The sequence below is a fragment of the Pseudomonas sp. WS 5059 genome (assembly GCF_012985525.1).
Taxonomy (GTDB): Bacteria; Pseudomonadota; Gammaproteobacteria; order Pseudomonadales; family Pseudomonadaceae; genus Aquipseudomonas.
Genome location: NZ_JAAQWO010000005.1, coordinates 167,234 through 189,722, shown reverse-complemented (window position 1 = coordinate 189,722; position 22,489 = coordinate 167,234). Strand labels below are relative to the sequence as shown.

The 22,489-nt window shown below is 58.1% G+C and carries 18 protein-coding genes; 5 read left to right on the top strand and 13 right to left on the bottom strand.

Annotated features, from left to right (window positions below):
- Positions 1-33: 33 nt before the first annotated feature.
- The 9 genes from sucD to sdhC all read right to left on the bottom strand — a co-directional run bounded on the left by sucD (position 34) and on the right by sdhC (position 11,414).
- A complete protein-coding gene (gene sucD, locus HBO12_RS16025; RefSeq protein WP_057438865.1) occupies positions 34-915 on the bottom strand; it encodes a succinate--CoA ligase subunit alpha in 882 nt (293 codons plus the stop codon).
- Complete coding sequence (sucC, locus tag HBO12_RS16020) at positions 915-2,081, bottom strand: ADP-forming succinate--CoA ligase subunit beta (protein WP_003233235.1); 1,167 nt, start codon at positions 2,079-2,081, stop codon at positions 915-917. Before sucC ends, sucD begins: the two co-directional genes overlap by 1 nt.
- Before the next feature lie 202 nt (positions 2,082-2,283).
- On the bottom strand, positions 2,284-3,720 hold the full coding sequence (gene lpdA / locus HBO12_RS16015; RefSeq protein WP_169956478.1) for a dihydrolipoyl dehydrogenase: 1,437 nt from the start codon (positions 3,718-3,720) through the stop codon (positions 2,284-2,286).
- A gap of 99 nt (positions 3,721-3,819) precedes the next feature.
- On the bottom strand, positions 3,820-5,049 hold the full coding sequence (gene odhB, locus HBO12_RS16010; RefSeq protein ID WP_170042644.1) for a 2-oxoglutarate dehydrogenase complex dihydrolipoyllysine-residue succinyltransferase: 1,230 nt from the start codon (positions 5,047-5,049) through the stop codon (positions 3,820-3,822).
- Positions 5,050-5,093: 44 nt separating this feature from the next.
- A complete protein-coding gene (locus HBO12_RS16005; protein WP_169956474.1) occupies positions 5,094-7,925 on the bottom strand; it encodes a 2-oxoglutarate dehydrogenase E1 component in 2,832 nt (943 codons plus the stop codon).
- Between the two features lie 260 nt (positions 7,926-8,185).
- Positions 8,186-8,890, bottom strand: a complete 705-nt coding sequence (locus HBO12_RS16000) for a succinate dehydrogenase iron-sulfur subunit (RefSeq protein ID WP_169956472.1) — start codon at positions 8,888-8,890, stop codon at positions 8,186-8,188.
- Positions 8,891-8,901: 11 nt separating this feature from the next.
- The gene (gene sdhA / locus HBO12_RS15995) at positions 8,902-10,674 is read right to left on the bottom strand and encodes a succinate dehydrogenase flavoprotein subunit (protein ID WP_076963916.1); all 1,773 of its coding nucleotides are present in this window, start codon (positions 10,672-10,674) and stop codon (positions 8,902-8,904) included.
- A gap of 3 nt (positions 10,675-10,677) precedes the next feature.
- The gene (gene sdhD, locus HBO12_RS15990) at positions 10,678-11,046 is read right to left on the bottom strand and encodes a succinate dehydrogenase, hydrophobic membrane anchor protein (protein ID WP_029292670.1); all 369 of its coding nucleotides are present in this window, start codon (positions 11,044-11,046) and stop codon (positions 10,678-10,680) included.
- On the bottom strand, positions 11,040-11,414 hold the full coding sequence (gene sdhC, locus HBO12_RS15985; RefSeq protein ID WP_003172804.1) for a succinate dehydrogenase, cytochrome b556 subunit: 375 nt from the start codon (positions 11,412-11,414) through the stop codon (positions 11,040-11,042). Before sdhC ends, sdhD begins: the two co-directional genes overlap by 7 nt.
- A gap of 364 nt (positions 11,415-11,778) precedes the next feature.
- On the opposite strand from sdhC, the gene gltA reads away from it, so the two are divergent.
- Positions 11,779-13,068: a citrate synthase gene (gene gltA, locus HBO12_RS15980; RefSeq protein ID WP_003222994.1), complete on the top strand. Its 1,290-nt coding sequence runs from the start codon at positions 11,779-11,781 to the stop codon at positions 13,066-13,068.
- Positions 13,069-13,312: 244 nt separating this feature from the next.
- Here gltA and HBO12_RS15975 read toward each other — a convergent pair whose 3' ends face one another.
- The 3 genes from HBO12_RS15975 to HBO12_RS15965 all read right to left on the bottom strand — a co-directional run bounded on the left by HBO12_RS15975 (position 13,313) and on the right by HBO12_RS15965 (position 16,396).
- The gene (locus tag HBO12_RS15975; protein ID WP_133714242.1) at positions 13,313-14,971 is read right to left on the bottom strand and encodes a cation acetate symporter; all 1,659 of its coding nucleotides are present in this window, start codon (positions 14,969-14,971) and stop codon (positions 13,313-13,315) included.
- Entirely contained in the window at positions 14,968-15,279 is a 312-nt protein-coding gene (locus HBO12_RS15970; RefSeq protein WP_029292656.1) for a DUF485 domain-containing protein, read from the bottom strand. Before HBO12_RS15970 ends, HBO12_RS15975 begins: the two co-directional genes overlap by 4 nt.
- Positions 15,280-15,544: 265 nt before the next feature.
- Positions 15,545-16,396: a glycine betaine ABC transporter substrate-binding protein gene (locus tag HBO12_RS15965; protein WP_170042643.1), complete on the bottom strand. Its 852-nt coding sequence runs from the start codon at positions 16,394-16,396 to the stop codon at positions 15,545-15,547.
- Positions 16,397-16,669: 273 nt separating this feature from the next.
- Here HBO12_RS15965 and HBO12_RS15960 point away from each other — a divergent pair, with 273 nt between their 5' ends.
- Entirely contained in the window at positions 16,670-18,223 is a 1,554-nt protein-coding gene (locus tag HBO12_RS15960; protein WP_170042642.1) for a glycoside hydrolase family 17 protein, read from the top strand.
- A gap of 80 nt (positions 18,224-18,303) precedes the next feature.
- Here HBO12_RS15960 and HBO12_RS15955 read toward each other — a convergent pair whose 3' ends face one another.
- Complete coding sequence (locus HBO12_RS15955; RefSeq protein ID WP_170042641.1) at positions 18,304-18,672, bottom strand: hypothetical protein; 369 nt, start codon at positions 18,670-18,672, stop codon at positions 18,304-18,306.
- A gap of 237 nt (positions 18,673-18,909) precedes the next feature.
- Between HBO12_RS15955 and HBO12_RS15950 the strand changes: the two genes are divergently transcribed.
- The 3 genes from HBO12_RS15950 (at position 18,910) to HBO12_RS15940 (ending at position 22,348) form a co-directional block, all read left to right on the top strand.
- The gene (locus tag HBO12_RS15950; RefSeq protein WP_170042640.1) at positions 18,910-20,208 is read left to right on the top strand and encodes a serine/threonine protein kinase; all 1,299 of its coding nucleotides are present in this window, start codon (positions 18,910-18,912) and stop codon (positions 20,206-20,208) included.
- Positions 20,201-20,989: an MlaA family lipoprotein gene (locus HBO12_RS15945; RefSeq protein WP_169956463.1), complete on the top strand. Its 789-nt coding sequence runs from the start codon at positions 20,201-20,203 to the stop codon at positions 20,987-20,989. The genes HBO12_RS15950 and HBO12_RS15945 overlap by 8 nt, the downstream gene beginning before the upstream one ends.
- Positions 20,990-21,301: 312 nt before the next feature.
- Complete coding sequence (locus HBO12_RS15940) at positions 21,302-22,348, top strand: hypothetical protein (RefSeq protein ID WP_170042639.1); 1,047 nt, start codon at positions 21,302-21,304, stop codon at positions 22,346-22,348.
- Positions 22,349-22,489 lie beyond the last annotated feature (141 nt).

The following is a 22,489-nucleotide window of genomic DNA, read 5'->3' as shown; positions in this document are numbered from 1 at the left end:
TTTGTGTGGTGAAGCGTCAGTTAAGCGCGAGGCTTACTTGATCGCCCAGCCAGTCAGCTCGGACAAAGCCTTGCCGATGTCTGCCAGCGAACGCACGGTTTTTACGCCTGCGTCTTCCAGGGCAGCAAACTTCTCGTCTGCAGTGCCTTTGCCGCCAGAGATGATTGCGCCAGCATGGCCCATGCGCTTGCCCGCAGGGGCAGTCACACCAGCGATGTAGGAAACAACCGGCTTGGTCACGTGTGCCTTGATGTAGGCAGCCGCTTCTTCTTCAGCCGAACCGCCGATCTCACCGATCATTACGATCGCTTCGGTCTTCGGGTCTTCCTGGAACAGTTTCAGGATGTCGATGAAGTTCGAGCCTGGGATCGGGTCACCGCCGATGCCGACGCAAGTCGACTGACCGAAACCGGCGTCAGTGGTCTGCTTCACAGCTTCGTAGGTCAGGGTGCCGGAACGGGAAACGATACCGACTTTACCTGGCAAGTGAATGTGACCTGGCATGATGCCGATCTTGCATTCGCCTGGAGTGATCACGCCTGGGCAGTTAGGGCCGATCAGGGTAACACCCAGCTCGTCGCACTTAACTTTAGCGTCCAGCATGTCCAGGGTAGGAATGCCTTCGGTGATGCAAACGATCAGCTTGATGCCGCCGAATGCTGCTTCCAGGATGGAATCCTTGCAGAAAGGAGCTGGAACGTAGATCACGCTGGCGGTGGCGCCAGTTTGAGCAACAGCTTCTTTCACGGTGTTGAACACTGGCAGGCCCAGGTGCTCGGTGCCGCCTTTGCCCGGAGTGACGCCACCGACCATCTTGGTGCCGTATTCGAGGGCTTGCTGGGTGTGGAAGCTACCTTGCGAACCGGTAATACCCTGGCAGATAACTTTGGTGTCTTTATTGATCAGGACGCTCATTATTTGCCCTCCGCAGCTTTGACAACTTGTTGAGCAGCGTCGGTCAGGCTGGTAGCAGCGATGATGTTCAAACCGCTTTCTGCCAGTACTTTAGCGCCCAGTTCAGCGTTGTTACCTTCAAGGCGTACAACAACCGGGATTTTCACGCCGACTTCTTTCACTGCACCGATGATGCCTTCGGCAATCATGTCGCAACGAACGATGCCGCCGAAGATGTTGACCAGTACTGCAGCGACGTTGGAGTCGGACAGGATGATCTTGAACGCTTCGGTAACGCGTTCTTTGGTGGCACCGCCGCCTACGTCGAGGAAGTTGGCTGGCTTGCCGCCATGCAGGTTGACGATGTCCATGGTACCCATGGCCAGGCCAGCACCGTTGACCATGCAACCGATGTTACCTTCCAGGGCTACGTAGTTCAGTTCGAACTTGGCAGCGTGCGCTTCGCGCGGATCGTCTTGCGACGGATCGTGGAAAGTCTTCAGCTTAGGCTGACGGTACATGGCGTTGGCGTCGATGTTGATCTTGGCATCGAGGCAATGCAGATCGCCGTCAGCCTTGATCACCAGCGGGTTCACTTCCAGCAGGGCCAGATCGTGATCCTGGAACAGTTTGGCCAGACCTACGAAGATCTTGGCGAACTGGGCAACTTGCTTGCCTTCCAGGCCCAGCTGGAAAGCCAGCTCGCGACCCTGGAATGGCTGAGCGCCAACCAGTGGGTCGATAGTGGCTTTCAGAATTTTTTCTGGGGTTTCGTGAGCGATCTTCTCGATGTCCACGCCACCTTCGGTGGAAGCCATGAACACGATGCGACGGCTCGAACGGTCAACGACAGCGCCCAGGTACAGCTCTTTAGCGATATCAGTGCACGATTCAACCAGGATCTTGGTGACTGGCTGGCCATTGGCGTCAGTCTGGTAAGTCACCAGACGCTTGCCCAGCCACTGCTGTGCGAAGGCCTTGGCGTCTTCTTTGCTGCGAACCAGCTTAACGCCGCCCGCTTTACCGCGACCACCAGCGTGGACCTGGGCTTTGACAACCCATTCAGTGCCGCCGATTTTGTCGCAAGCTTCTGCTGCTGCTTCCGGGGTGTCTACTGCGTAGCCCTTGGAAACTGGCAGGCCGTACTCAGCGAACAGCTGCTTACCCTGATACTCGTGAAGATTCATGCTTTTTACCGTCTTCGTTAGGTACTGCGCATTCGGCGCTGCGCTCATTATGAGTGCCGCGCCACCTGTGACTGCTGCTTGCCCAACTTCGCCGCCCTAGGGCCGGCAAAGCTGCGCAAGACTGCGTCCAGCGGATATTCCGCGGTGAGTCTTGCGCGCAAGGCTCACGACGGGCAACCGCCGTGGTTTCTTATTATCTCGCTTAGCGCTTCTTCTTGTTGGCAATGTGGATGGCATGGCCATTCACTGCCAACGCGGCTTCGTGCAGCGCTTCAGACAGGGTCGGATGGGAGAAAACCATCATGCCGATGTCTTCGGCGCTGGTGCCGAATTCCATACCGATAGCGCCCTGCTGAACCAGTTCTGCTGCGCCTGGGCCAATTACGTGGACACCCAGTACGCGGTCAGTCTTGGCATCAGCGATGACTTTGACAAAACCGCCAGTGTCGTTCGCTGCCATGGCACGGCCAGAAGCGGCAAACGGGAAGGTGCCGACGTTAACTTCAACGCCTTCAGCTTTCAACTGCTGTTCGTTCTTGCCGACCCATGCAATTTCCGGGTGGGTGTAGATAACCGAAGGGATCAGGTCGTAGTTCATCTGGGTCTTGTGACCCTTGATGCGCTCAACCACCATGATGCCTTCTTCGGATGCCTTGTGTGCCAGCATCATGCCGCGAACCACGTCACCGATGGCATAGACGCCAGGCACGGTGGTAGCGCAGTGATCGTCGACGTGGACAAAGCCGCGCTCGTCGATGGTCACGCCGCTGTCAGAGGCCAGCAGATCAGCGGTCACTGGACGGCGACCAACGGCAACGATCAGCTTGTCGAAAGTGATGGTCTGTTCGCCATCCTTGTCGGTGTAGGTCACGACAACTTCTTCGCCGTTGACTTTCGAACCGGTCACGCGTGCGCCCAGCTTGATGTCCAGACCTTGTTTGGTCAGGGTTTTCAGCGCTTCTTTGGACACCGCGGTGTCGGCAGCCAGCAGGAACGTGTCCAGGGCTTCCAGCACGGTCACTTGCGAACCCAGGCGGGACCAGACCGAACCCAGCTCCAGGCCGATTACGCCAGCGCCAATCACGCCCAGGCGTTTCGGTACCGATTGGAATTCCAGGGCGCCGGTCGAATCGACGATCACGTTCTGATCAACAGGAGCCGGTGGAATGTCGATTGGACGCGAACCTGGAGCCAGGATCACGTTCTCGGCTTCGATGATTTCGGTCGAACCGTCTGGCTTGGTGATTTCAACTTTCTTGCCGGCCAGCAGTTTGCCGTGACCTTGCAGGGAAGTGACGCCATTGGCCTTGAACAGGGTAGCAACGCCAGAGGTCAGGCCTTTGACGATGTTGGCCTTGCGGCCGACCATTGCTGGCACGTCCATGGTCACGCCAGCGTGGTTGATGCCGTGGATGGCAAAACCGTCCTGGGCTTCGTGGAATTTCCAGGAGCTGTCCAGCAGCGCCTTGGAAGGAATGCAACCGACGTTCAGGCAGGTACCGCCCAGGGCCAGTTTGCCTTCCTTGTCAGTGTATTTTTCGATGCACGCAGTCGAGAAGCCCAGTTGTGCGGCCTTGATGGCGGCCACGTAGCCGCCAGGGCCCGCACCGATCACTACAACGTCAAATTTCTGTGTCATGAAAATAGATCCTCTATTTGCGACAAGCTTTTAGCTCCAAGCTGCAAGCCAAGCTGATTTTTCCTACAGCTTGTAGCCCGCAACTTGAAGCTGCTTCTATCAGATATCCAGGAGCAGGCGAGCCGGGTCTTCCAGCAGATTCTTGATGGTCACCAGGAACGTAACGGCTTCCTTACCATCGATCAGGCGGTGATCGTAGGACAGCGCCAGGTACATCATCGGACGGATCACGACCTGGCCGTTGATGGCCATCGGACGCTGGATGATGTTGTGCATGCCCAGGATCGCAGCTTGCGGCGGGTTGACGATCGGGGTCGACATCATCGAACCGAAAGTACCACCGTTAGTGATCGTGAAGGTACCGCCGGTCATCTCGTCGATGGTCAGCTTGCCGTCACGGGCTTTCTTGCCGAAGCCAGCGATGCCGCCTTCGATTTCAGCCAGGCTCATCAGTTCGGCGTTACGCAGGACCGGAACCACCAGGCCACGGTCGCTGGAGACGGCAACGCCGACGTCTGCATAACCGTGGTAAACGATGTCGCTGCCGTCGATGGAAGCGTTGACTGCCGGGAAACGCTTCAGCGCTTCGGTGGCCGCTTTCACGAAGAACGACATGAAGCCCAGGCGCACGCCATTGTGGGACTTCTCGAACAGATCCTTGTACTTCGAACGCAGAGCCATGACTTCAGTCATGTCGACTTCGTTGAAAGTGGTCAGCATGGCCATGTTCGACTGTGCTTCAACCAGGCGCTTGGCCACGGTGGCACGCACACGGGTCATTGGCACGCGCTTCTCGGTGCGGTCGCCAGCGGCGAACACAGGCGCTGCGGCAGCCGGGGCAGCAGCCTTGGCAGGTGCGGCAGCCGGAGCGTTTTTCTTGGCTTCAACAGCAGCAACCACGTCTTCCTTGGTCACACGGCCGTCTTTGCCAGTGCCTTTGATGGAAGCCAGGTTGATGCCGTTTTCTTCAGCCAGCTGACGCGCAGCCGGTGCAGCGATTGGATCTTCACCACCAGCAGCCGGAGCGGCAGCAGCAGGTGCAGCAGCCGGAGCAGCAGCAGCAGCGGCGGCTGGAGCGGCGGCGGCAGCGCTGCCCGCTTCGATCGAGCCCAGTACCTGGTTGGACAGGACGGTTGCACCTTCTTCGGCAACGATGGCGCCCAGGACGCCGTCGGCTTCGGCCAACACTTCCAGGACGACTTTGTCAGTCTCGATGTCGACGATCAGGTCGTCACGCTTGACGGCCTCGCCTGGTTTCTTGTGCCAGGTGGCAACGGTGCCATCGGCAACCGATTCCGGGAATGACGGGGCTTTGATTTCGATAGCCATTATCTGTGGGTCCTTAAAATTCGGTTTCAGTCAGCGCGAAGGCGTTAAACAGTGAAAGCATCTTGCAGCAGTTTTTCCTGCTGCTCGGCGTGCATCGACGCATAACCACACGCAGGTGCAGCAGAAGCATCACGACCGGCGTACTCCAGGCCCAGGGCCTTGTTGTGGTTGCCGATGCTGCGACGCAGGTGATGCTGGCTGCTGTACCACGCGCCCTGGTTCATCGGTTCTTCCTGACACCACACCACATGGGTGAGGTTGGTGTAAGGCGCAATGGCCTCCATCAGGTCATCTTCCGGGAACGGGTAAAGCTGCTCGATACGCACGATGGCGATGTCTTCGCGGCCTTCGGCACGACGTTTTTCCAGCAAGTCGTAGTAAACCTTGCCGCTGCACAGGATCAGGCGAGTGACCTTGGCTGCATCCAGGGTGTCGATTTCCGGAATAACGGTCTGGAACGAACCATCGGCCAGATCTTCCAGGGTCGAGATGGCCAATTTGTGACGCAACAGCGATTTCGGAGTCAGCACTACCAGCGGCTTGCGCAGCGGGCGGATCACCTGGCGACGCAGCAAGTGGTAGATCTGGGCCGGGGTAGTCGGCACGCACACCTGGATATTGTGCTCGGCGCACAACTGCAGGTAACGCTCCAGACGGGCCGAGGAGTGCTCCGGACCCTGACCTTCATAACCGTGTGGCAGCAACATGGTCAGACCGCACAGACGGCCCCACTTGTGCTCGCCGCTGGTGATGAACTGGTCGATAACCACCTGGGCACCGTTGGCGAAGTCGCCGAACTGGGCTTCCCAGATCACCAGCGCGTTAGGCGTGGTGGTCGAGTAACCGTATTCGAACGCCAGTACGGCCTCTTCGGACAGGAACGAATCGTACAGGTCGAAACGTGGCTGGCCTTCATACAAGTGCTGCAACGGGATGTAGGTGCCCGCGTCTTTCTGGTTGTGCAATACCGCGTGACGGTGCGAGAACGTACCACGGCCGATGTCCTGGCCGGTCATGCGAATCGGGTGACCTTCGAACGCCAGGGTCGCGTACGCCATGGTTTCAGCGTAACCCCAGTTGATCGGCAGGCCGCCGGCTTGCATCTTCTGACGGTCTTCGTAGATCTTCGCAACCTGGCGCTGTACCACGAAGCCTTCCGGGATTTCCAGCAGCTTGGCGGACAGTTCCTGCAGGGTTTTCAGATCGAACGAAGTGTCGTGGCGCGCAGTCCAGGCGTGGCCCAGGTATGGACGCCAGTCCACGAACAGCTCTTTGTTCGGCTCTTTGACCAGGCTTTTTACTACATGCAGACCGTTGTCCAGCGCGTTGCGGTACTCATCGATTTTCGCCTGAACACGCGCTTCATCCAGCACGCCGGCCTTGGTCAGGCTTTCGGCGTACAGCTCACGGGTGGTGCGCTGCTTGGAGATCTGCTGGTACATCAACGGCTGGGTGCCGCTAGGCTCATCCGCTTCGTTGTGACCGCGACGGCGGTAGCAAACCAGGTCGATGACCACGTCACGCTTGAACTGCATGCGGTAGTCAATGGCCAGTTGGGTCACGAACAATACGGCTTCCGGATCATCCCCATTCACATGGAGGATCGGCGCCTGGATCATCTTGGCAACGTCGGTCGCGTACTCGGTAGAGCGTGCGTCCAGCGGGTTGCTAATGGTGAAACCCACCTGGTTGTTGATGACGATGTGAATGGTACCGCCGGTCTTGAAGCCGCGAGTCTGCGACATCTGGAACGTTTCCAGGACCACGCCTTGACCGGCGAATGCCGCGTCACCGTGGATGGAAATCGGCAGAACCTTCTCACCGGTGGAGTCGTTGCGACGATCCTGGCGAGCACGTACCGAACCCTCGACCACTGGAGAAACGATTTCCAGGTGGGATGGGTTGAACGCCATGGCCAGGTGGACTTCACCACCGGTGGTCATCACGTTGGACGAGAAGCCCTGGTGGTATTTAACGTCACCGGAACCCAGCTCGACCTTCTTCTTGCCTTCGAACTCGTCGAACAGCTCGCGCGGGTTCTTGCCGAAGGTGTTGACCAACACGTTCAGGCGACCACGGTGAGCCATGCCGATCACGATTTCCTTGGTGCCGTAGGAACCGGAACGCTGGATCAGTTCGTCAAGCATCGGAATCAGGCTCTCGCCGCCTTCCAGGCCGAAACGCTTGGTGCCCGGGTATTTGGTGCCCAGGTATTTTTCAAGGCCTTCGGCAGCGGTGACGCGCTCAAGCAGGTGGCCACGCACATCGGCAGACAGCACCGGACGGCCACGCACGCCTTCCAGGCGATGCTGGAACCAGTGGCGCTGCTCGGAATCGGTGATATGCGTAAATTCAGCGCCGATGGTGCGGCAATATGTCTGCTGCAACGCTTCGTGAATTTCGCGTAGGCTCGCTTCCTCTTTGCCGATGAACAGGTCGCCGGCACGGAAAATCGTATCAAGATCGGCATTGGTCAAGCCGTAGTGATTGATCGACAGGTCTGCAGGTGCAGGACGCTGCCACAGCCCCAGCGGATCAAGCTGGGCTGCCTGGTGGCCACGCATACGGTAGGCCTGGATCAGTCGCAATACTTCAACTTGCTTCTTCTCGTGCTCACTGCTCACGCTCCCGGCGGAAACCGGTTGGGCGCGGCGCTGGTTCTTTGCCAGCAGCACAAATTGATCGCGAATTGTTGCATGCGATACATCGGTGGCAGCGTTGCCGTCTGAAGACAACGTCTGAAATTTGGTGCGCCATTCTTCTGGCACAGCGTTAGGGTCGTGCAGGTAGAGCTCATAAAGCTCTTCCACATAGGCAGCGTTACCACCTGAAAGATAGCCGCTGTTCCACATGCGCTGCATCACGCTTTCTTGCATGCTTGGTCACCCTCGATTTGGGGACACCACCGGCGAAAACACCGAGTTTGCTTGCAAAAGGCCAAGTGCAGCGACCAAAACAAGCCACTTAGGATCACGCTGATAGTTCGGGTACCAACCCGAATGCCCCTGCTTGTCTCATTTCTTCAAAATAAGAGCTGCGGCTTTGTAAGTCGCTGCTCAAGTTAAAACTACGGCGCCGGTTGAAGCCTGCGCCGTAGCATTTACGGGCACAACGGTCCTGCTTTTACTACAACGTCCTACACGCCGCTTTGCAGCAGCATGTTCCGGATGTGACCAATGGCCTTAGTCGGGTTCAGGCCTTTGGGACATACGTTGACGCAGTTCATGATCCCGCGGCAGCGGAATACGCTGAACGGGTCATCCAGTGAAGCCAGACGCTCGGACGTCTTGGTGTCACGGCTGTCTGCCAGGAAGCGATAGGCTTGCAGCAGTGCAGCTGGACCCAGGAACTTGTCCGGGTTCCACCAGAAGGACGGGCAAGAGGTCGAGCAGCAAGCGCACAGGATGCACTCGTACAGACCGTCGAGCTTCTCGCGCTCTTCCGGGGACTGCAGACGCTCGATGGCCGGAGCCGGCGTATCGTTCTGCAGGAATGGCTTCACCTTCTCGTATTGCTTGTAGAAGATGCTCATATCGACGACCAGGTCACGGATAACCGGCAAACCTGGCAGTGGACGTACAACAAGCTTGTTCTTCTTGACCACGGCCGACAGCGGCGTGACACAAGCCAGGCCGTTTTTGCCGTTGATGTTCATGCCGTCGGAGCCGCAGACACCTTCACGGCAAGAGCGACGATAGGAGAAACCTTCGTCCTGCTCTTTGATCAGGGCCAGCACATCCAGCACCATCAGGTCTTTACCACCGGTATCGACCTCAAATTCCTGCATGAACGGCGCAGCGTCCTGATCAGGGTTGTAGCGATAAACACTGACTTTCAACATGGCAGCCACCCTTAGTAAGTCCGAATCTTCGGTTCAAACGTCGGAACCGTCTTCGGCGAGAAGTTCACGGCACGCTTGGTTACGCGCTTGTCACCCGGGAAGTACAGGGTGTGGCACAACCAGTTTTCGTCATCGCGATCTTCAAAGTCTTCACGAGCGTGGGCACCACGGGATTCTTTACGAACCTCGGCGGCAATCGCAGTCGCTTCAGCCACTTCCAGCAGGTTTTGCAGCTCAAGGGCTTCGATACGAGCGGTGTTGAACGCCTGGCTCTTATCGTTGATCTTGACGTTGGCGATCCGCTTGCGCAGGTCAGCCAGCTGGGCAATACCCTTCTGCATGTATTCGCCAGTACGGAATACACCGAAGTAGTTCTGCATGCAGCTTTGCAGCTCGCGACGCAGGGTTGCTACGTCTTCGCCATCAGTACGCTCGTTCAGCGCGTTCAGGCGAGCCAGGGCAGCCTCGATATTGGCGTCGGTCGCGTCATCGTATTCGATGCCGTCGGTCAGGGCTTTTTCCAGGTGCAGGCCGGCAGCGCGGCCGAATACCACCAGGTCGAGCAGCGAGTTGCCGCCCAGACGGTTGGCACCGTGAACCGATACGCAAGCCACTTCGCCTACAGCGAACAGACCATGGATGATCTCGTCCACGCCTTCGGCGTTCTGGGTGATCGCCTGGCCATGAATGTTGGTCGGCACGCCGCCCATCATATAGTGGCAAGTTGGAACTACCGGTACTGGAGCAACTACCGGGTCAACGTGTGCGAAAGTCTTGGACAGTTCGCAGATACCTGGCAGGCGGCTGTGCAGCACTTCTTCGCCCAGGTGATCAAGCTTAAGCATCACGTGGTCGCCGTTCGGGCCGCAGCCGTTGCCGGCGATGATTTCTTTAACCATCGAACGAGCAACCACGTCACGACCGGCAAGGTCCTTGGCGTTCGGAGCATAACGCTCCATGAAACGCTCGCCGTGCTTGTTGATCAGGTAACCGCCTTCACCACGGCAGCCTTCTGTAACCAGTACACCGGCGCCGGCGATGCCGGTTGGGTGGAACTGCCACATTTCGATGTCTTGTACCGGAACGCCTGCACGCAGGGCCATGCCAACGCCGTCGCCGGTGTTGATCAGGGCGTTGGTGGTCGAAGCGTAGATACGACCTGCACCGCCAGTCGCCAGAACGGTAGCCTTGGCGCGGATGTAGGTGGTTTCACCGGTTTCGATGCAGATAGCGATCACGCCGACGAATGCGCCGTCCTGGTTCTTCACCAGGTCAACTGCGTAGTACTCGTTCAGGAACGTGGTGCCGGCTTTCAGGTTGCCCTGATAAAGGGTGTGCAGCAGTGCGTGACCGGTACGGTCGGATGCCGCGCAGGTACGGGCAGCCTGGCCGCCTTTACCGTAATCCTTGGACTGGCCGCCGAACGGACGCTGGTAGATACGCCCCTGTTCGGTGCGGGAGAACGGCAGACCCATGTGGTCCAGCTCGAATACCGCAGCCGGGCCTTCCTGACACATGTACTCGATAGCGTCCTGGTCACCGATATAGTCGGAGCCCTTGACGGTATCGTACATGTGCCAGCGCCAGTCATCGTTCGGATCCGCAGAAGCGATGGCGCAGGTGATGCCACCCTGGGCCGATACGGTGTGGGAACGGGTCGGGAACACCTTGGTGATCACGGCTGTCTTGTGACCGCCCTGGGCCAGCTGCAGTGCAGCGCGCATGCCGGCGCCGCCACCACCAATAATGATGGCGTCAAAAGAAATCGTTGGAATGTTAGCCATGAATCAGATACCCCAGAGAATCTGCACACCCCAGACGAAGTAAGCGAACATCGCGACGCCGCATACTGCCTGGAAAAGGAAACGTACTGCAGTCGCGGACTTGCCCAGCGCCATCGGCGTCAGGTAGTCGGTCGCGATGGTCCACATGCCGACCCAGGCGTGAGCGCCCAGGGCCACAAGGGCGAGCAGACTGAAGATACGCATCCCGTTGTGGGAGAACAGACCGTGCCATTGGGCGTAGCCAATGCCAGGGTTTGCAACGAGGTACCCGATCAGGAAAATGAAATAAGCCGCGAGAACGACCGCAGACACTCGTTGTGCCATCCAGTCATAGAGGCCCGAACGCGAAAGGTTCGTAACGCTGGTTACCATATCCAAACTCCTGCCAGAACGATCAGCACCACGGAAATGGCGATGATGATTTTCGAGCCCAGGCGGCCGCCTTCCAGCGTCTCACCGATGCCCATGTCCATGATCAAGTGGCGCACACCGGCTACCAGGTGATACAGCAGAGCGGACAGGAGGCCCCATGCTACGAACTTGGCCAGCGGGCTGGTCAAGCATGCCTTCACCTCGGCGTATCCTTCCTCGGAACCCAGGGATTTGCTCAATGCATAAAGCATGATGCCCAAGCCCAGGAACAGGATGATGCCGGAAACACGGTGCAGGAACGACGTAACGCCGGTGATGGGGAGTTTGATGGTCCTTAGGTCTAGGTTTACAGGTCGTTGGCTATTCACGGCTTTTTTTCACACTGAAGAGCCCCTAACAATCAGGGCAAAGTTGTTGGGGAGTGCACTGGTCAGGTAAGCACCACCCAGGGAGTGCGACCCCCAATGAAAGCAAGCCCAAAAGCCCTTGGCGGTCGGTGGCCGAGTATAGACAGTTAGGCTACTAATGACAACGCGCGCTCCTCACCCTAATAGCTGATTGCGCTGACGGGATAAAAGGCGTAAACGGCAGGCAATTTCGAGGAAAAAGTACGGTTAAAGCCTTCTGGGGCAAGACTTTAGGCAAATTGACATCTGGATTTATATCAATATAGTGGTGCGGGCCCTGCGTGGGGGGTCTGTCTGATGATTTGAAGCATAAATAGGAGGCCACATGGCTGACAAAAAAGCGCAGTTGATCATCGAGGGCGCAGCCCCCGTCGAGCTGCCCATTTTAACCGGCACCGTTGGTCCCGATGTTATCGACGTACGGGGCCTGACGGCCACGGGCCGTTTCACTTTCGACCCAGGCTTCATGTCGACCGCTTCTTGCGAGTCGAAGATTACCTATATCGATGGCGATAATGGCATTTTGCTACATCGCGGCTACCCGATCGAACAACTGGCCGAGAAATCGGACTACTTGGAAACCTGCTACCTGCTGCTAAATGGCGAATTGCCAACAGCCGAGCAAAAGGCCCAGTTTGTCAGCACCGTGAAGAACCACACCATGGTTCACGAGCAGTTGAAGACCTTCTTCAACGGCTTCCGTCGCGACGCCCACCCGATGGCCGTCATGTGCGGTGTAGTCGGCGCCCTGTCGGCCTTCTATCACGACTCCCTGGACATCAATAACCCGCAGCATCGCGAAATCTCCGCGATCCGCCTGGTTGCGAAGATGCCCACCCTGGCCGCAATGGTTTACAAGTACTCCATGGGCCAGCCCATGATGTACCCGCGCAACGACCTGACGTACGCGGAAAACTTCCTGCACATGATGTTCAACACCCCGTGCGAGATCAAACCGATCAGCCCGGTGCTGGCAAAGGCCATGGACCGGATCTTCATCCTCCATGCCGACCACGAACAGAACGCCTCGACGTCCACCGTGCGCCTGGCAGGCTCCTCGGGTGCCAATCCGTTCGCCTGTATCGCCGCCGGCATCGCCGCACTGTGGGGCCCTGCCCACGGCGGTGCGAACGAAGCCGTATTGACCATGCTCGATGAAATCGGCGATGTGTCCAACATCGACAAGTTCATCGCCAAGGCCAAGGACAAGAACGATCCATTCAAGCTGATGGGCTTCGGCCACCGGGTCTACAAGAACCGCGACCCGCGCGCCACCGTCATGAAGCAGACCTGTGACGAAGTGCTGAAGGAACTGGGCATCAACAACGATCCGCAACTCGAACTGGCCATGCGCCTGGAAGAGATCGCGCTGACCGACCCGTACTTCATCGAGCGCTCGCTGTACCCGAACGTCGACTTCTACTCGGGGATCATCCTCAAGGCGATCGGCATTCCAACCAGCATGTTCACCGTGATCTTCGCCCTGGCGCGGACCGTGGGCTGGATCTCCCACTGGAAAGAAATGCTCTCCAGCCCGTACAAGATTGGCCGCCCGCGCCAGCTGTACACCGGCTACGAGTCGCGTGACATTACCAAGCTGGAAGACCGCAAGTAAGCATTCAACTGCTTAGCTGCATTGAGAACGGCCTCCCTTAGTGGAGGCCGTTTTTGTTTGTGCTGCCTTACAGACCGCTTTCGCGAGCAAGCCCGCTCCCACAGTTGACCACATTTCAAAGGATGAACGCGGTCAACTGTGGGAGCGGGCTTGCTCGCGAAAGCAATAGCCCAGGCAACACAGAACCCCAGGCAAAAAAATACCCCGGCCTTTCGACCGGGGCATTTCTTATTGAGCTACAAGCTTAGTGGTTAACCGCCCCGCTCGCCCCCAGGCCAGTCTGCGAACGCACAAACTGCGGGAAGTACAGCGCACGCTCTTTCACCGCCGCCGCCGACTTGTCGGTGATGGAGAAGAACCAGATACCCACGAACGCGATGATCATCGAGAACAGCGCCGGGTATTCGTACGGGAAGATCGCTTTTTCATGGTGCAGGATCGAGACCCAGATGGTTGGACCCAGGATCATCAAGCCAACAGCGCTGACCAGGCCCAGCCAGCCGCCAATCATCGCGCCACGGGTGGTGAGGTTCTTCCAGTACATGGAAAGCAGCAACACCGGGAAGTTACAGCTGGCAGCAATGGAGAACGCCAGGCCGACCATGAACGCAATGTTCTGGCTTTCGAACAGGATACCCAAGCCAATCGCCAGGACTGCCAGGGCGATAGTGGTGATCTTCGACACGCGAATCTCATCCTTCTCGTTGGCCTTGCCCTTCTTGATCACGCTGGCATACAGGTCATGGGACACCGCCGAAGCACCGGCCAGGGTCAAGCCGGCAACCACCGCGAGGATGGTGGCAAACGCCACGGCCGAGATGAAGCCCAGGAAGATACTGCCGCCCACCGCATTGGCCAGGTGCACCGCCGCCATGTTGTTACCACCGAGCAAGGCGCCTGCTGCATCCTTGAACGCCGGGTTGGTGCTGACCAGCAGAATCGCGCCGAAGCCGATGATAAAGGTCAGGATATAGAAGTAGCCGATGAAGCCTGTGGCATACAGCACACTCTTGCGGGCTTCTTTAGCGTCACTCACGGTGAAGAAGCGCATCAGGATATGTGGCAGGCCAGCGGTACCGAACATCAGGGCCAGGCCCAGGGAGAACGCCGAAATCGGATCTTTCACCAGGCCGCCAGGACTCATGATCGCCTCACCTTTAGGGTGAACCTTGATCGCCTCGGAGAACAGCATGTTGAAGTCGAAGTTGACGTGCTTCATCACCATCAGCGCCATGAAAGAGGCACCGGACAGCAGCAGCACTGCCTTGATGATCTGCACCCAGGTGGTGGCCAGCATGCCGCCGAACAACACATAAAGGCACATCAAGATACCCACCAGGATCACCGCCACATGGTAATCAAGGCCGAACAGCAGTTGGATCAGCTTGCCCGCGCCGACCATCTGCGCGATCAGGTAGAACGCCACCACCACCAGCGAACCGCAAGCCGACAGGCTGCGGATCTGGGTTTGCCCGAGGCGGTAGGACGCCACGTCGGCAAACGTGTACTTGCCCAGGTTACGCAGGCGCTCGGCGATCAGGAACAGAATGATCGGCCAGCCCACCAGGAAGCCGATCGAGTAGATCAGGCCATCGTAGCCAGAGGTGAACACCAGCGCGGAAATCCCCAGAAAGGACGCCGCCGACATGTAGTCGCCAGCAATCGCCAGGCCGTTCTGGAAACCGGTGATCTTGCCACCAGCGGCATAGTAGTCGGCCGCCGAGTTGTTACGTTTGGACGCCCAGTAGGTAATGCACAATGTTGCGCCGACAAAGGCGACAAACATCAGGATCGCCGCAATGTTCAGCGGTTGCTTGTGCACTTCACCGGTCAATGCGTCCGCCGCCCAAACGGCAGGAGCAAAAAGCGAAGCGCCGAATACAGCCAATAGACGACGGATCATTGCGCAGCCTCCTTGAGAATCGCATTGTTCAGGTCGTCGAATTCGCCATTGGCGCGTCGCACGTAGATGCCTGTGAGAACGAAGGCCGAGACAATCAGCCCGACCCCGATAGGGATTCCCCAGGTTATGGACGATTCAGGACTGATCTTGGCGCCCAGGACTTGCGGTCCATAGGCGATCAACAGGATGAATCCGGAGTACAGCCCAAGCATGATCGCCGAGAGAATCCAGGCGAACTTTTCCCTTTTTCTCACCAGCTCCTTGAAGCGCGGGCTGTTTTGAATCGAGAGGTAAATGCTGTCGTTCATTGTTTTTATCCTCGCAGCACAGCTTTTTTATTATTGGAACGTATCCACTGTATGCGGCTGCAGGACAGGTTCCAGACGACCTTAGTCTTAGAACCAGTGTAGCGAGGGTTTGGCAGGGGCTAGAAACAATTGCGCGAGCGAGCTTATGTGGCAGCGGGCTTGCCCGCGATGGCGGTGAATCAGTCAGGTATCCATCAACTGACCCACCGTAATCGCGGGCAAGCCCGCTCCTACACAAAGTGCGTTCCCACCGTTTTTGGGGGTGTTACGGAGCGGTCCACTCGGCCACACGCTCAGGATGCTTGGCCACCCAATCCTTGGCCGCCACATCAGGCTTGGCACCTTCCTGGATGGCCAGCATGACTTCGCCGATTTCATCCTTGGAGGCCCACTGGAATTTCTTCAGGAACGCCGCGACTTCCGGGGCTTTCTTTTCCAGGCCCTTGCTGCCGATGCTATTAACCGTCTCGGCGGCGCCATAGATGCCTTTTGGATCATCAAGAAAGCGCAGTTTCCACTTGGCGAACATCCAGTGCGGCACCCAGCCGGTCACTGCGATGGAGTCTTGCTTATCTTCGGCGCGGGTCAATTCGGCGATCATTGCCGCCCCGGAACTGGCTTGCAGCTTGTAGTCCAGGCCGTATTGCTTGATGGCTTCGTCGGTCTTGAGCATCACACCTGAACCGGCATCGATGCCCACGATCTTGTTTTTGAAGGTGGTGTCGGTCTTCAAGTCCTCGATGGACTTGGCCTTGACGTACTCCGGCACGATCAAGCCGATCTTCGCATCCTTGAAGTTGGGGCCGTAGTCGACCACCTTGTCCTTGTTCTTGGTCCAGTACTCACCATGGGTCACCGGCAGCCAGGCCGAAAGCATGGCGTCGAGCTTGCCGGTGGCCACGCCCTGCCACATGATCCCGGTGGCAACCGCCTGCAGTTTCACGTCATAGCCGAGCTTTTGCCTGATCACTTCAGCCGCCACGTGGGTGGTGGCGACACTGTCCGACCAGCCGTCCACATAGCCGATGCTCAGGGTCTTGCTGTCGGCGCTGGCTAGTGTGGAACCCATCGCAACTACCAACGTGGCAGCTGCGCCCAAGAGTCGTCGCATCTTCATAGTGCTTCCCCGAAAGTGCTGCGCCCGGCGGATGCCGAGCGACGTCAACCTGTTGTCAGGTGGTGCCTTTGGATCATCAACCTGCCGCCCCTGCGGACCTGCTCTGACTACGACCTCAGCGGAGCAAGAAACGACATCACAAAGCCAGCAGGACAATTTGTAGGAACTCGCGTCAAAATCCCGCTCGAACTTTGCATGTCAAAATTATGCGGCCCCACTGAAAACCGGCAAATGCAGGTAAGATGCGCGCCTTTGCTCCTACACGGCCTGACCATGACCGCGACTGCCCGTTTCCCCTTCCTGCCTTATATATTTGCCTTGCTGCTCGGCCTGTTCGCACTCGGTGGCTACTGGTATGGCCTCGGCCAGCCAGTGGTACTGCCGGATGTGGCCAGCGCCAGCCACAAGCTGCAATGCGCGTCCTACACGCCCTTCGACAAGGACCAATCGCCGTTCGTCCAGCCGTTCAAACTGCGCCCCGAGCGCATGGACGCCGACCTGGCACTGCTGGCCACGCGCTTTGAGTGCATCCGCACCTACTCCATGACCGGCCTCGAAGCCCTGCCGGACCTGGCGCGCAAACACGGCCTGAAGTTGATGATCGGTGCTTGGATCAACAGCAACCCGGTGGACAATGCCAAGGAAGTCGACCTGCTGATCGCCTCGGCCAACGCCAACCCTGACGTGGTCACGTCGGTGATCGTCGGCAACGAAGCGCTGCTGCGCAAGGAAATCACCGCCACGCAACTGGTGAAGCTGATCGAAAAGGTCAAAAGCCAGATCCAGCAGCCGGTCACCTACGCCGACGTCTGGGAGTTCTGGCTGCAACACCCGGAAATCGCCCCGGCGGTGGATTTCCTGACCATCCACCTATTGCCGTATTGGGAAGATGACCCTGCCGGCATCGACCAGGCCCTGCGCCATGTCGGTGATATCCGCCAGACCTTCGGCAACCGCTTCGCCCCCAAGGACGTGATGATTGGCGAAACCGGCTGGCCCAGCGAAGGCCGCCAGCGGGAAACCGCCGTGCCGAGCAGAGTCAACGAAGCCAAGTTCATTCGCGGTTTTGTCGCCATGGCCGAAGCCAATGGCTGGCACTACAACCTGATCGAGGCCTTTGACCAACCGTGGAAACGCGCCAGCGAAGGTGCGGTTGGCGGTTACTGGGGCCTGTTTGACGCCGATCGCCAGGACAAGGGCATCCTCGCAGGCCCAGTCACCAACGTGCCGTACTGGCCGCTATGGCTGGGCGTTGGAGGGCTGATCCTGCTGGGTACCCTGGCGCTCGGCGGACGGGTTCGCAACACCCGCGCGGCGCTGTTGCTGCCGCTGTTGGGTGCGGTCGCGGCGGGTTCGATTGGCAGTTGGGCCGAACTGACCCGGGTGACCGCGCGTTTCACTGATGAATGGATCTGGGCCGGGCTGTTGCTGGCCCTTAACCTGTTGGTGCTGGCCCATGGGGCCCTGGCCTTGAGCGCTCGCCAGGGTTGGCGCGACCGGGCTTTCGCCTGGCTGGAGCAACGCGCCGGCTGGCTCATCGCATTTGCCGGGTTCGCCACGGCGGTGATGATGCTGGCGCTGGTATTCGACCCGCGTTACCGCAGCTTCCCCAGCGCCGCCCTGCTACTGCCAGCCCTGGTTTACCTGCTGCGCCCGGTCAACGGGCCACGCCGGGAAATTGCCCTGCTGACCTTCATCATCGGTGCCGGCATTGCACCGCAGCTGTATCGCGAAGGCTTGATGAACCAGCAGGCCCTGGGTTGGGCGCTGGTCAGTGGGTTGATGGTTGCAGCCTTGTGGCGTTGCCTGCGGGTGCGCAATCCCTGAGATCGCTATCGCACCGCTCCCACATTTTGATCTGTGAATACATTCAAATGTGGGAGCTGGCTGGCCTGCGGTTGGCCCTATCAGACAGCCCGAGCCGCCCTGACCAACCGCAACCCGGCAATCACCAACGCAAACACCGCAAAATTGGTGTTGTACAACGCCAGCGCCGGAATCCCGAACGCCAGCCCCAGCACCGCCAAGCCCCATCCCGCGCGGCCGGGCAGCAAAAACGCGAGCACCGACGTGACCAGCGCCGCCCAGCCCATGACCTTGAAGTGGATCATCAGCCCCAGGTTGGCCCGCAACTGGCATTCCCAGCGGCTGGCGTCCTCGGCGCAGATGCCCACCCACTGCCCATCTTCCATAAACCCATAACGAGCGCCATAACTGGCAGCCAGCCATAACGGCAAGGCCAACAGCAGCAGAATCAGCGGCAAACGAGGGGACATAAGGGCACTCCGATAGGCGAAAACGGCGCCCAGCTTAATCTCCCCGGGGCCATTGGCAAGGGCTGCACACAGATAACTATTCATCAAAGCGTGCCAAAGTGTATCGTCTGGCTACTATTAGCTCGATTCCTACGCTTATTTCCGATATTTAGTGCCGATGGCTGGCACTTCGGCGATAGCGCGGTGGTCATAGCCTGCGAACTTCATTCAGCACGTTTTCCTCTTAGGGATTTAGTCATGCTCCGTTCCTTGCGCTGCGCTGCCCTGTTGGGTGGCCTTTTTTTGAGTGCGTCAGCACTGGCGGTCGATGTCGACCCGGCCAGCTATGGCTACCCTTTGACCAACCCGTTCGAGGCGACCATCGCCACGACACCCCCGGACCTGCGGCCGGATCTGCCATCCATCGATGACATCAACCAGTCCGACTACACCCTGACCATGCGCCCGGAGCGTGAATTCAGCCTGCCCGACAACTTCTGGCCGGTGAAGAAGCTCACCTACCGCATTGCCAAGCAAGACCGCGCCGCGCCGCTGATCTTCCTGATCGCCGGCACCGGTGCACGCTTTGACAGCAGCCTCAACGAATACCTGAAAAAGCTGTACTACAAGGCCGGCTACCATGTCGTCCAATTGTCATCGCCCACCAGCTTCGACTTCATCAGCGCCGCCTCGCGCTTTGCCACGCCCGGCATCACCCAGGAAGACGCCGAGGACATGTACCGCGTGATGCAGGCCGTACGCGCGCAAAATGCCTCGTTGCCCGTCACCGACTTCTACCTCACCGGCTACAGCCTGGGCGCGCTGGACGCGGCGTTCGTCAGCAAGCTGGACGAAACCCGCCGCAGCTTCAACTTCAAGAAAGTGTTGCTGCTCAACCCGCCGGTCAACCTCTACACCTCCATCACCAACCTCGACAAACTGGTGCAGACCGAGGTCAAGGGCATCAACAACAGCACCACCTTCTATGAACTGGTGTTGAACAAGCTGACCCGCTACTTCCAGCAAAAAGGCTACATCGACCTCAACGACGCCCTGCTCTACGACTTCCAGAGCTCCAAGGAGCACCTGACCAACGAGCAGATGGCGATGCTGATCGGCACCTCGTTCCGCTTCTCGGCGGCGGATATCGCCTTCACCTCGGACCTGATCAACCGCCGCGGCCTGATCATCCCACCCAAGTACCCGATTACCGAAAGCACCAGCCTCACGCCGTTCCTCAAGCGTGCGCTGCAATGTGATTTCGACTGCTACCTCACCGAACAAGTGATCCCGATGTGGCGCGCCCGCTCCGACGGCGGCAGCCTGCTGCAACTGATCGACCAGGTCAGCCTGTACGCCCTTGAGGATTACCTGCGCGACAGCCCGAAAATCGCCGTGATGCACAACGCCGACGACGTGATCCTCGGCCCCGGCGACCTGGGCTTCCTGCGCAAGACCTTCGGCGATCGCTTGACCGTCTACCCACTGGGCGGCCACTGCGGCAACCTCAATTACCGCGTCAACGCCGACGCCATGCTGGAGTTCTTCCGTGGCTAAACATCTCCTGCTTCTTGCGGCCTTACTCTGCGCAGGCGTTGCCCACGCGGACAACAGCAAGGCTCACGCACCGACCGTGGTCGATCAGGATGGCTTCAAGGAGCCCTTGAGCAAACTCAAGTTCAACCCTGGCCTGGACCAGCGCGAGTTCGAGCGCTCGACCCTCAACGCCCTCAACGTCTACGACCCGCTGGAGTCGTGGAACCGTCGGGTGTACCACTTCAACTATCGCTTCGACCAGTGGGTATTCCTGCCGGTGGTCGACGGTTATCGCTACGTCACCCCAAGCTTCCTGCGCACCGGTGTCAGCAACTTCTTCAACAACCTGGGCGATGTGCCCAACCTGATGAACAGCCTGCTGCAACTCAAGGGCCACCGCTCCCTGGAAACCACCGGCCGCCTGCTGGTCAACACTACCCTCGGCATCGCCGGCCTGTGGGACCCGGCCACCGCCATGGGCCTGCCGCGCCAGAGCGAAGATTTCGGCCAGACCCTAGGCTTCTACGGCGTTCCCGGCGGCGCCTACCTGATCCTGCCGATCCTCGGCCCGTCCAACCTGCGCGACACCGGCGGCCTGTTGGTGGACTACACCGCAGAAACCCAGATCAACTACCTCAACGTCGCCGAAGTCAGCTCCAACCACCCGGAAATCTGGGCCCTGCGTGCGGTGGACAAGCGCTACCAGACGAGCTTTCGCTACGGCCAGATGAACTCGCCGTTCGAGTATGAAAAAGTGCGGTATGTGTATACCGAGTCGCGCAAGTTGCAGATTGCCGAGTAACCTGTAGCCATCGCAGGCCGCGGCTGTTCGCAGCCCGGCCCTGCCCCCGAGGTCAATGGAACATCCTTGCATCCCGCCCACTTATCTAAACGCGTTATTCCTACGAGTCTCACCCTTTAAGCCAACGCTTATCTATCGCCCCCCTTCAAACTACTTTTATAGTTAATCATCACAACAAAACCTGATTAACATCTGAAATAAAAGAAGTGGAACCACACGACATCGCCCACCACTTAAATCAAGAAAGTTAACAACTGTCGCCTTGCGACCATTAAATTCCAGCACTAAAAACCCAGTAAGAAGGATACGCTTATGGACATCAGATTTTTTACCGGGCTCGGTATTATTCAGCAATTACTATCCAACCAAGTTTGCAACATAAACACCACCACTAGCCAGGCAACATGTCCTGAGCGTTCAACTCCTGAGACTCTTCTACCGCCAGCCTTGGGAGATCTCGACAGCGCGACGCGCCCCACCGCGGCAACCGGTCGACCAGCAGGAGATCGCCGAACGGCGGAGCAAATCATCAATGCCAACCCCACTCTTAAACACCTGGAAATGCGACCAAGTATTTACCGATGTGGCCCAGAGCACAGACCCCTGCCCGAAGCCTACAAGCAAGGTATCTACAAACATACCGGAGACTGGACAATCGCCAACAAGGACCCGCAAGCCCGCGCCGATGCGGCTTACAATGCTGCGCGCCTGTTCAACTTCATTGACTCCAAAGACGCGCATGCCGTACTGGCAAGCCAACACAACGATGGTTTTCTCAGTGGTTATTCTGGTAACGAACAGATTGTACCGTTCAAGAAACAACACCCAGACGAAGCGATCTACCCTCCATTTCGTGAACCATCCATCCGAAAGGACTCCGAACACGCGCTGCTCACAAAATTTATCGAACATGGCTACGCCAGCCTGGAGTTCAAAGGTGAGCAGCAGATTTATGTAAGGCCAACCCACGCCACGGGGCGACCCCGTGGCGATCATCGAAGCGCCGAGGATATCTTGAGGGACAATCCATTACTTGCTACAGCAGATCGGATTGTCAACGCACTGGTTAAATCCGGCGAAAACCTTAAAGAACTTCAGAAACATATCGGAGACTGGAGTAAAAATAACAAAGACCCTGAGGCACGGGCAGATGCAGCGTACAACCTGGCCTATATAGCCAACTACATTGGCAACCTAAACAAATCGACTACAGATATTAGTCTAAAGCTTCCAGATTTTAATCGGGGTAAGGTGTGGGCCCAAAACGACGCCGCAGATAAGAGCTATTTGCTTCAAGTAACCTTAAAGCATGGCTATGAGTTACTCAACTCATCCACAGCGCCGAACGAAACCCCTTAAATACCATCCACCCCGCACCTTACCGAGCGACGCCCCCCACCACCAGGAACCATTTCGTACCTGTTTGCCACTTAAAACCCAGGCACACGCGCAGGTCAGCCTGACACAAAACAAGCTGACTTCCCGCTACCCACCTCGAAC